The organism is Flammeovirga aprica JL-4 (assembly GCF_012844305.1).
Taxonomy (GTDB): domain Bacteria; phylum Bacteroidota; class Bacteroidia; order Cytophagales; family Flammeovirgaceae; genus Flammeovirga; species Flammeovirga aprica.
Map to the genome: position 1 here is coordinate 13,955 of NZ_JABANE010000046.1, position 11,749 is coordinate 25,703.

At 31.9% G+C, this 11,749-nt stretch carries 3 protein-coding genes; all 3 read left to right on the forward strand.

Features of this window, described 5'->3' with window-relative positions; all coding sequences use genetic code 11:
• Window positions 1–893 precede the first annotated feature (893 nt).
• The 3 genes from HHU12_RS16995 to HHU12_RS17005 all read left to right on the forward strand — a co-directional run bounded on the left by HHU12_RS16995 (window position 894) and on the right by HHU12_RS17005 (window position 11,556).
• On the forward strand, window positions 894–3,107 hold the full coding sequence (locus HHU12_RS16995) for a sulfatase family protein (protein ID WP_169657943.1): 2,214 nt from the start codon (window positions 894–896) through the stop codon (window positions 3,105–3,107).
• Between the two features lie 1,754 nt (window positions 3,108–4,861).
• Entirely contained in the window at window positions 4,862–9,388 is a 4,527-nt protein-coding gene (locus HHU12_RS17000; RefSeq protein ID WP_169657944.1) for a T9SS type A sorting domain-containing protein, read from the forward strand.
• A gap of 851 nt (window positions 9,389–10,239) precedes the next feature.
• Window positions 10,240–11,556, forward strand: coding sequence for a leucine-rich repeat domain-containing protein (locus HHU12_RS17005; protein WP_169657945.1), 1,317 nt, complete (start codon window positions 10,240–10,242; stop codon window positions 11,554–11,556).
• Window positions 11,557–11,749 lie beyond the last annotated feature (193 nt).

Consider the following 11,749-nt stretch of genomic DNA (forward strand, 5'->3'; position numbering starts at 1 on the left):
ATACAATATTATTCAGAAAGCAGATGAGGACCAAATGAGTTTTTATATTAATTGAGAGTTGTATTGAAATAGTATGCTCGTTTGGATGCTAAATTTTATTCTATTCATTTCAATAAAAATTGTACTTTTACTTGAAATTATGTTAGTCCAAAACTCGGTGTAATAAGCATTTATCACCGAATATTTGTTAGCAGTTTCATTTGGTTTCGGGCAATACTACTTTGACTTTCATGCATCAGAATGTTTCAATATCTCTACAATGAATAGTTTTTGTAGGATATTTCCACAGGAAAGTTCTACTTTGTGAAGTAAGCTGATATCGTGATTTATACTTATCATGATTATCAATAGTAAAAAATATTTTTCCATACTTGTACCTAAAAAAAATGTAAAGCTAATAATTCATATATATCATTTATAGTAAAAATTAAGTAAGTACTTTTTTAATAAGTCCTACTGAAAAATTACTCACATTGAAGATATAATTGTTGTATTAACACTTGAATTAATAGAGGTTAATAGATATTATTAATTAAAATAAGATGGAATGTAAAGTGATGAAATTTAGACCTTAGGAGTCTTTTTGAGCATTAATGCAATGATATATGACAATTATTTAAACTTAATTTTTAATATTTTATTTTTTTAGAAAAGTGTTCCCCATTCTTTTTAACAAGAAAGAATAAGCCATTGGAATAAAGGAATAATTGCAAATTATACTTGATTAAGTTTTTTATTAATAGTATCCAGTTTTATTTACGTTACAACTTTTTTGATCAGTGGCATCAGAAGACTTTTCTTCTTCAAAAGAGTTGACTTTTTTAATATAGAATTTTACTTAAAAAAAGAAAGTTCCCATAATATCTGATTGTGGGTACCAAAACAATAAAAGTATGAAAAAGGCATTAGCAATTTTATATTGTATATCATTACTATCATTAACTGCTTTAGGTCAAGATAAAAAACCTAATTTAGTACTATTTTTAGCAGATGACTGTACTTACCGTGATTTGGGAACCTATGGAAGTCCTAATTCACTAACCCCTACGTTGGATAAAATGGCAAGTGAAGGGATGAAATTTAATAAGTGCTATCAAGCTGCTCCAATGTGTTCTCCAACCAGGCATAACTTGTTCAATGGGGTTTACCCAGTACGCTCAGGAGCTTACCCTAATCATACTTTTTCAAATCAAGAAATTAAAAGTTTACCTCATTATCTAAAGCCTTTAGGTTATCGAGTTGCTTTTTTAGGGAAAAGACATATCGGTCCATCAGAAAATTATCCTTTTGAATTTCTTGATACGAGTAGTAAGTTCATTGATATTAATAATATAAAACCATTCTTAGAAGAAGTCAAAACATCAAAAGAGCCTTTCTGTTTAATTATTTGCTCTCACCAACCCCATGGACCTTGGAATGTGGGAGATCCTTCTTTGTTTCCACCAAAGTCTTTAAAATTAAAAAAGAATATGGCGGATACTGAGGTAACAAGAGAAATGTACTCTAAGTACCTAGCAGAAGTAAACTATATGGATGCTCAGGTAGATTCATTATCTCAGTACTTAGATAAATATAATTTTACAGACAATTCACTCTTTGTTTTTTTAGGGGAACAAGGCAACTCTTTTCCATTATCAAAATGGACTTGCTATGAAGATGGAGTTCATTCTTCTTTTATAGCGAAGTGGCCGGGTGTTATCCAAGAAGGAGTAGAAACTGATGCATTAGTAGATTATAATGATATTGTACCTACTTTTATCACTGCAGCAGGAGGTACACCTTCAAAAGAATTAGATGGGCACAATATCATTCCTATTTTTAAAGATCCTTCTAATAAAGGGAAAAAATATTCTTTTAGTGTGCAAACAACCAGAGGTGTGATACAAGGAAGTGATTATTATGGAGTGAGGGCGGTTACTGACGGACATTACCGTTGTATACTAAATACCTCTCCAGAACGTGCATTCCAAAACGGAGTAATAGGTGGTAAAATATGGAGGTCATGGCTGGAGAAGGCTGAAACAGATAAACATGCAGCAAAGTTAGTTCATAAGTATCAGTATAGACCAAAGGTAGAACTCTACGATGTTGACGACGATCCTGATAACCTTAAGGACCTGGCTGATGATCCTAAATACAAGAAAATAAAAGAAAAATTACTTCAAGAGCTTTATCAGTGGATGGAGTATTGTGGTGATGAGGGAGTGTATACTGAATTAATGGCTTACCAGCATATGAATGCCCATAAGTCAAAGGTGGAGCCAACATTTATCAAAGATTTTTTGGAAGGGGAAGATAAAACAGATCTACAAGTCGGTGCTATCATGAATTATAATGGTGAAAATAAATTTGTAGGTAAAGTTCAAGTTCCTAAGCCTATCAAATCTCAAAAAGGTAAGGTTTCATTCAGTGGTTACCTTTCTGTAGATAACGATGGTTATCATACCTTTTATAGAAAGGGAAATATTAAGTCAGAGGTGATCATTGATGATAAAGTAATCTTAACGGAAGACCATAAAATGAAATATGGAGTTGTTGGTTTGAAGAAGGGTTTTCATAAAATAACGATCCATTCAAATACCTCAGCTGATTTGAATAATATTCTTTGGTCAGGTTTTGAAAAGAAAGGAAAAACTTTGCCAGTGGGTCAATTTATCTTTGCCAATGGTCCAAGAACTTTTATCCAAAATTATTCTAGAGATACAGAAAGCTTAGGTACAAAAAAGCATCAAAAAGAATTGAAATTAATACAGAAAAATACTAAGGATGAGTTTCAAGAATGGTCTTTAATACCTATTGAGAAGGATTTATATTATCTTGACATTGTCGGTAATAAAAAATTAAATGAAAAATGCCGTTTAAAATCAAAAGCAAATGGTAAAGATGTATTTCTTACGGAAACTAAAAATATACAAAAACTGGTTCAGTGGGAAATAATCGAAAAAGAGGGGTACTTTTATATTGAAAACGTTGCCGAAAGAAGTAATAACAGAAATTGTCGATTGGCAATAAATAAAAGAGGAGAGATCTGTTTGGTCTCTTCAATAAAGAACAATGATTTAGCAAAGTGGAAAATTTTGAGAGTGGAAACTGAAAAGTCAAAATGAAATAGATAATCGTCCTTATTCTTCAATGATGTGTGGCTACAATTCTATTATAAAGCACCTGAATAAACTTTTATATAAGCATATAACTTTGGAATAGGGCGTAAATAATATAATTTACTACTTTTTGACTTAATATACACCATATTAATTTTTGGTGAATCTGTAATAATAATGAATAAGGAAGTAGAACTTGTATTTTACTTTTATGTTAAAGTATATAATCGTTAGCAAAAAGTGAAATACTTGTTCTTATTCCCTAATAAGTACTTAAAATCTCAGAATTATAATCATAATGTCATTTCACGCCAAGTCGACTTTTTCCCCTCTTTAAGCAAACTTTAATAAGCCATAATAATGGTAGATTAGAAGAAGAGAATCAACTATTTATCCTATCTAAGCATATAAAATAACTTAAGAAAAATAGAGAAAAGTAGTAAGTTATTTTGTCATTGTAAAGGGGGGCAATATCCCCTTATTATCCTGCCTGCATAATTAAATACATTGTAATCTTATTTATATCATTTAGAAATCAGGAGATTTCTGATGATCTCTAGGACACGAATGATGCTAACGCTTAACATTCGCGCCAGTGGGCTTTCTACTCTATTCATTGAGTAGTGCTTCCCCGGCCTTGAAGGGAAAAGCGTTAAGAATTTCATGTATTGAGCCGTTAAAAATGATATTCCTGTTTGAGCTTTAGCGAGTTTAAAATCATTTAGGCGAGAGAAATGGAATTTAGCTTTTGACTTCTAAGCCTTGAATTTTTTGCTTCAAGACAAAAATGAAGAAGAAGGAAGATTGAAAGTAGAGTATAAAAAGCTTTCAGAAATGCCGATAGAAAGTTGACGATAATTTAGTTTACAGTGTGCGAAGAACAAATGGAATTTTTTATTTGTGTATTGGATTTTCCATTTCAAATTAATTATGAAAAAACAAGTGAAATCTTAATAAAAAGATTATCACTCGTTTTATTTACAATTCAAGAATTATAATAAGAGGTATTATTGACCAAAAACAAGTTAATGAGCAGATGATTTCCTAACATAAACAGTCTCTTTTTGTCTCTATTAAATTAGTTGTCAAACACCCGATATTTGAATGTGTTATTTTGTGGTCAATAATGAAAAGCTATCATCAATTACTCATTCAGGTTTGCCTTATACTCAATTTACAATACTCTTAGTGAGTATGTAAAAACGAGTAGTTCCCTTATAAGTTGCCTTAAATTTCAGACAGCATTTTTTTGTTATTGAGGGAGTATACCCGTCAATAATAATTATTTAAAGATGGAGGTAGCTATATGTGATTGTCGTAATTTTCCATTTCATTTTTGTCTCAAAGTTGAAGTATCATTAATACTTCAAACATATGAAATGGGTATTAATAGAAGTCATAATGAAAACCTTAAAGCATTAATAAAATAAATTAATAAAAATTTTATTGTGTTGTACGTCAGTGAATTGTGGTGTCTTTTTATTTTGATGAAAATAGAAAGTAACCTAAATGAATTAGGTGTAATGTGAAATGCTGAAGATTAGAATAAGTCTCTAATTGATGTCTTATTCAAGGAATAACCTGTCGTGTCATGCGTAATTAACCCCTATTAATTCAAGTATTAATACAGCATTTCTACTTTAGAATTACTTTTTAGAGAAGTCTACTTACTATCTTTTTAAAAGTCAACATAGCGCAAAAGAAAAGATAAGAGGGAGAGAATTAAATACTTGCTTTTTTAAAAATTAACAACCTCAATAATGAAAAAGAATTTACTTATACTAACAGTATTTACACTGTTTAATCAGCTTATCTATGCACAAGATAAGACTGGAGACTATTGGACAATGGTAGCACTCTACCTCAATCCAGCAAACAGCGAGGCACAATCTGCTTTTGATGCTTACAGAAATGAAAATAAAGGTCTACCTGAATCTGTTGTGAAAAGTGGGTGGGAAGAATTTTCAGAAATCTACACTCCTGAACAAATATTTAATGCAGAAGGTGAAGTCCTGCCTGCAGATCAACTTCCTGATGTTAGTGACTTCATTGACACTTATGACTTTGTAGGAAAATTGGGATTAGGAAATGCAACCTCTGGTGAAGATGAAGATCAAAGAATCACGAAATTTGAACTTGCCACTTTTAGCCTCCCTTCAAAAAGTATTAAACAACTACCTACTAACATTGGTAACCTTACAGAGTTAATCACTTTTACTCTTAAGAACCATGGTGGTATATCGATTTTACCTGAATCCTTTGCAACCTTAACAAAATTGCAGACCATTGATTTGAAAGGAAACAGTTTTGAGTATTTTCCTTCTCAAATTTCAAGAACAACTTTTTCAGAATCAACAATAAAAGACCCTGATAATGGAATGTCAGGATTGAATGTATTGAACCTTGAAACTCAATCACCACGTATGAAAAATATTCCAAGTGCTATTTTTAATAGTGAAGGGATGTATATCAAAGGTGCTATTTATCTATCAAAGAATGCGTTTTCATACGGTGAACTTAATAAGTTTCTTTTTTTAACAGAAAAGAGTACTAGAGTAAGAGGAATTGGAGCTCAAGAGTTAGAAGAGGAGGTTCATTTTTATGGTGATATATCGGGTGGTATGACTTATACCATTCCAGATCGTCATCATGTGGAAGGCACCGAATATAAATGGCTGAGTTTACCTGCTTCTGCTACTGCAGATGGTCGTTCAATTACAATTTCTGAAACAGGAGAATATGTATGTCAAACAAGAAACCTTGAACTGACAAGAATACTTTCTCAAGATCCGGATCTTACAGCAGGAGTCAACATTCCTTTCACGATTACAATTAAATCAATTGCTTCCTCTACAGAGGTTGATCTTTTATTGGAGCTTTCTGATGCAAATCCTGGTAAATTTAATTGGAGTACATCGATACCTTTAGAAGATTGGGAAGGTGTGACTTTCGATGAAGGTAATAAAGTAGTAGCATTAAATTTAGCAGGCAAAGGTCTTACACAATTACCTGATTTATCAGCATTGACATCACTTTCGGCATTGGATATTACGAATAATAGTTTACCATTTACGGAAGTATTAAAAATTAAGGCCCTTATTGACAATCCATCTACTTCTGTAAGTTATTCGAAACAGAACATTACTTTGGGTGTAGCTAAAGCAATAAATTTAGAATTGCCAGCTGTTCTAGCTGTAGAGAATAAAGACGTTGTTGCTGGAAATACATATCAGTGGAAAAAAGAGGAGAATGTTATTGCTGAAGCAACGAATGAAACTTTGAAAATCATAGATGCAGGAGCATATTCTTTAGTGATATCCCACACTGATTTACCGGAGTTGACTTTTACTTCAGAGCTTATAACAGTAACAAAAGTATTATCTGCAGATGAAACAGTATTATTAACGTTGGCTAATGCCAATGATGGAAAATTAAACTGGAGTGATGCTTTAGTAGTGACAAAGTGGGAAGGTGTTTCAGTTGATGATCAAAATAAAGTAACAGCCGTAAATGTGGCAGGAAAAGATTTAATGCAATTGACAGATCTTAATTTATTAGCAGACCTAACATCTTTGAATGTCTCTGATAACAAATTAAATTTTGAAGAACTTCGCAAAGTAAAGACTTTGATGGACGATCAAAATATGACTGTAAAGTATTTAAATCAGAACATTGCAGTAGGAGAGGAAAAATCAGAAGTAGTAATTTTCCCTTACACCATCAACATTGTTGGTTTAGAAACTTTAGGAGGAGATACTTATCAATGGTTTAAAAACCAAGAAGCGATTGAAGGTGCAACTGCTTCTACTTATGAAGCAAGTAAAGAGGGAGTTTATGAAGTAGAAGTCTCAAATGCTTCAATAGCCAACCTATCTTTCACATCTGAGAAAATCACATTATCAGATAAATTTAAGGAAACAAAAGAGATTTTATTGGCTTTAAAAACAGCAAACTCATCTGATTTAAATTGGGACAACGCACTTCCACTAGTACAATGGGAAGGTATAGCGTTGGAAAATAGTGAGATAAGAAGTTTGGATGTATCGGGTAAGGAACTGACGAAACTGACAGACCTTTCTTTGTTAACTTCGCTCACTTCTTTAAATATTTCAAACAATAAGTTATCATTTGGAGAGATTCTGACAGTAAAAGATATGATAGATGCTCCTGAGGTCACTGTTAATTACACGGGGCAAATGATTAAAGTAGGAGAAGAAAAAACAGTTGATTTAGAATTGCCAGCAACTATTTCTGTTGAAGATATTGCTGTTGTAGGAGGAAATACTTACCAATGGATTAAAGTAGAAGAAGCTATTGAGGATGAAACAAATGAAACACTAAGTATTTCAGAAGCTGGTGTGTATTCTTTAATGATATCTCACTCTGATTTACCAGACCTTTCATTTACTTCGGAAAAAATTACTGTTACAAAAGTACTCTCAGAAGACGAAACAGTTTTATTAGCTTTGGCGAATGCAAATTCAGATCAATTAGATTGGCGTGATGAGATTGTTGTTACTCAATGGGAAGGTGTTGTAATCAATGATTTAAATAAAGTGACAGCAGTAGATGTATCAGGAAAGGCACTTCTTGAATTGACGGATCTTTCCAACTTATCAGCGTTGGCTTCACTGAATTTATCAAATAACCAATTTAACTTTGCTGAGATTTTGAAGGTGAAAAGCTTCATAGATAATGCAAATGTAACTGTTGATTATACTGCTCAAAATATCACTTTAGGTGAAGCACAAACTGTATCAACTCAATTACCTTATACAATTTCAATAAATGATATTTCTTCTTTGGAAGGGAATTCATATCAATGGTATAAAGATGAAGCAATAATTGATGGTGCAAATTCGACTACTTATGATGCAACAGAAGAAGGGGTTTTCACAGTAAAAGTAGCTCATACAGACTTACCGGAACTTTCATTTACTTCTGCAGGGGTAACAGTTGTAGATAAAGTGAAACCAATCCAATCGGTATTATTAGCCTTATCAGATGCTAATTCGGGTCAATTGAATTGGGATGCTCAAACATCAATTTCTACATGGGAAGGAGTGACAATGAGTGAAACAGCAGATTTAATAGCTTTAGATTTACAAGGTAAAGGTTTGACACAATTGACAGACCTATCTGAATTGACTACTCTTGTAACTATAGATATTTCTAAAAACAAGTTGAATTTCGCTGAGATTTTGAAGGTGAAAAGCTTTATAGATAATGCAAATGTAACTGTTGATTATACTGCTCAAAATATATCTTTTGGTGAGGAACAAACATTGCCTGTTCAATTACCATACACAATCATGGTAGCAGATATGGCTAGTTTGGGAGGAAATTCTTATCAATGGTACAAAGGAAGTGAAAAGATTGAGGGAGCGAGAGCAAGCACTTATGAAGCTATTGAGGAAGGAGTATATACAGTAAAAGTAATGCACAGTGATTTATCAGATCTTTCGTTTACATCATTGAGTGTAACTGTGATTGATAAAGTGAAGCCTGTAAAGGATGCATTATTGGTGTTGTCATTGGCAAATCCAGGTCAATTAATTTGGGATGCTGAAAAAGCACTTTCAACATGGGAAGGTGTGACAATGAATGCAGATAATGATTTAACAGCTTTAGATTTACAAGGTAAAGGCTTGACAATAATGACTGACCTTACTAAGCTTTCAGCACTTACTTCTTTAGATATCTCAAACAATGAATTGAATTTCACAGAAATCCTAAAAGTGAAACCTTTGATTGATGACACGAATATTGCTGTAAATTATACATCACAGAATATTGTACTGGGTGAAACAGAAAGTAAAGAGGTGAAATTGCCTTATACTATCTCAGTGTCTGATATTGATCAGCTAGGAGGTGATACATTCCAGTGGTATAAAGGGGATGAAATGATAGAAGGAGCCAATGCGACAACGTATGAGGTAACGGAAGAAGGGACATATACTATAACAGTAAATCACTCTCAAATCATCGACTTTGAGGTTACTTCTGCTCCAATCACAATCAAAGAAGATGAAGTTCTTGCTGTAGATGTTTTAGAAGCATTGGAAGTCAATGTTTATCCTAATCCTGCACAAAACTATATTAATCTTGATTTGAAACAGCCTGTAACAGCACTTACAATCTCTATTTTTGATGTAAATGGTAAGTTACTTCTGAATACAATTTATAATAATAATGCGATAGATATTTCTTCTTTACCTAAAGGAGTAAACATTTTAAAAATCAATTATAATGGATTCAGCAAGTCCTTTAAAGTGATCAAAAATTAAATAACACTTTAATTGTTATGGCATCAACAGTCAGTCTTTTATGTTAAATATTAGGCTGGCTGTTTTTAAATTCCGAATAAATAGATACCTAGAGGACAGCTATTTTAAATCACATAAAGAAATGAAAGATATTAAAGTATAACTCAAAGAATACTTTGGTAAATGAATGAATAAGTACTAAGACAAAAGAAATGGAACAATACTATCGTGCACCATGACTGAAGTCATGGGCAGGTGATACTGACTCCACCAACACTAAAGTGATGATTACGTTATCAATCTTCAAGACTTTAGTCTTGTTTAGATTGTTGTATCACTTACCCATAGTTTTAACTATGGTGTACGAAACACTCGTTTACATCTGTCCTAGTACTTAAGTACTGTGACAAAAGGAAAGGTACATTTTATCTTATCTTTTTTATCCTACTCTTCGTTAGGTTTTTATCGCGTAACTAAGGCTATGCTCTACAAACCTGCCTCGATTAGAATAAAAAATATTAAACTAAAATCATCCCTTTTCTTCTGTCACAGTACTTAGCCTTTGACCATTAAGTAAAAGGTTCTATTTAGCAGTATAAGAAAAGTGATCTAAAGAAGAGTGATCATCAAGTTTTACTCAAGCTTTTTCTTGCCAAAGTTTTTAATGAAATGAATACAATTGCACAAGCTAAACTATTGGATTTAGCACGGTGAGTATATACTGAACATGAAAATTTAAATTAAAGATCAGGTAAAGTCAATCATGTTATCTCCAATCCAAAAGCTTATACATCATCACTTAATTATAACAGAAATAAAGATAGTATTTAAAAGAAATTCTAATAAATACATCTTCAATAATGCGTACTATTATGAAATACACTTTGTTCGTTATTATCGTTTTGTTGACCTATACACAAAGTAGTTATGGGCAGAATAAAACAAAAGATTATTGGGTTTTAGTGGCTTTTTACCTGGACCCTGAAAATGAAGAGATCAGACCCTATTTTGATAAATATAGATCCAATGGGATATCCTCCAAAACGACAGAAAATGGTTGGCAAGAAATGGGAAGACTTTTCAAATTTAAAGATATTACAGATGAAAATGGTTTCTTAAAACCCATGGAGGAATTGCCCGAGGTCCCCGGAGGAATAGATAATTATGATTTTGTATCTAAGTTAGGATTTAGAAGGTATACTAATTCAACTAAAGATCTTTCAAAACAGAGAGTTCTAAAATTTAATTTGTCGAATTTTAAACTACCTCCTCATTCTATTAAGACGTTACCTCAAAACTTTGGAGATATGGACCGCCTTGTTATGATCAATATTTTTCCAGGTGGCGGATTAACAGAACTTCCCCAATCTTTTGAGCAACTTAAACGTTTGGAGTTTATCAATTTAAGAGAGAACCTTTTTCAAAGGTTTCCATCTCAAATCACTAAAAATTCCTATTCAGAATCTGTGATCAAAGATGATAATGGGAATTCAACCTTAGTGTATCTTAACTTAAGTGGAAATAAGATAAAGTATATTCCCTATGATTTTTTCGAAGACTTTTATATAAGAGATGAATGTGTCTTAGATAATAATGCACTTGATATTTATGAGTTAAAAAAAATCAAACCTTCTCAAAATCTTTCTTTAAGAAGAATCAACATATCCAACCAAAAAGTAATTAAAAATTTGACTTTTTGTAATGCTCTTGATACTGCATTAATTGCTCTTCCTTTTGATTTATCGATCCAATTTGATTGGATACTTGACAGTAATTCAAAAAGTCCATTGTCTTGTGATAAAGAAAATAATACAGTATCCTTCGCGGAGGAGGGTAAATATACTTGTAAAGTTGTAGTACCCGATCTGAAAATAAAAAATTACTTATATTATGAATATCGTTGTAAAGTAATCCCTATTAATAAAGATATTAATGCATTGGAATTGATGTCTTTAAGAAATACGGGGAAATTAAACTGGTCACAAAAGATACCTCTAGAACATTGGGAAGGAGTTGATTTTGATGAATCTTTTAATGCACTAACAATAGATGTATCAAGGAAAAACCTTAATTTTTTGGTTGATCTTTCAAAACTGAAACATCTTGAGAAAATTAATCTAACGTATAATCCTTTAACCACTTCACAGTTTAAGAAATTGAAAATTCCAACAAGCAAAATCATTTGGTGAATTACTTTACAAGACCTAACGAAAATAGACTAAAAGAGATAAATTGAAATATTTAGCAACATTATTTTTCAGATCAACTTGTCCTATGATTTTAGAATAAAAATACTTAATGGTTGAATATATATACTTTTTCTAAGTAATGCATTTTATATTTGTCTGATGGTTAAATTTTTTGAAAGATGTGATCATAACC

Bases quoted from the DNA above. Each gene is read 5' to 3' on its own strand.
- HHU12_RS16995 (WP_169657943.1), top strand. From the start codon at position 894: ATGAAAAAGGCATTAGCAATTTTATATTGTATATCATTACTATCATTA.
- HHU12_RS17000 (WP_169657944.1), top strand. From the start codon at position 4,862: ATGAAAAAGAATTTACTTATACTAACAGTATTTACACTGTTTAATCAG.
- HHU12_RS17005 (WP_169657945.1), top strand. From the start codon at position 10,240: ATGAAATACACTTTGTTCGTTATTATCGTTTTGTTGACCTATACACAA.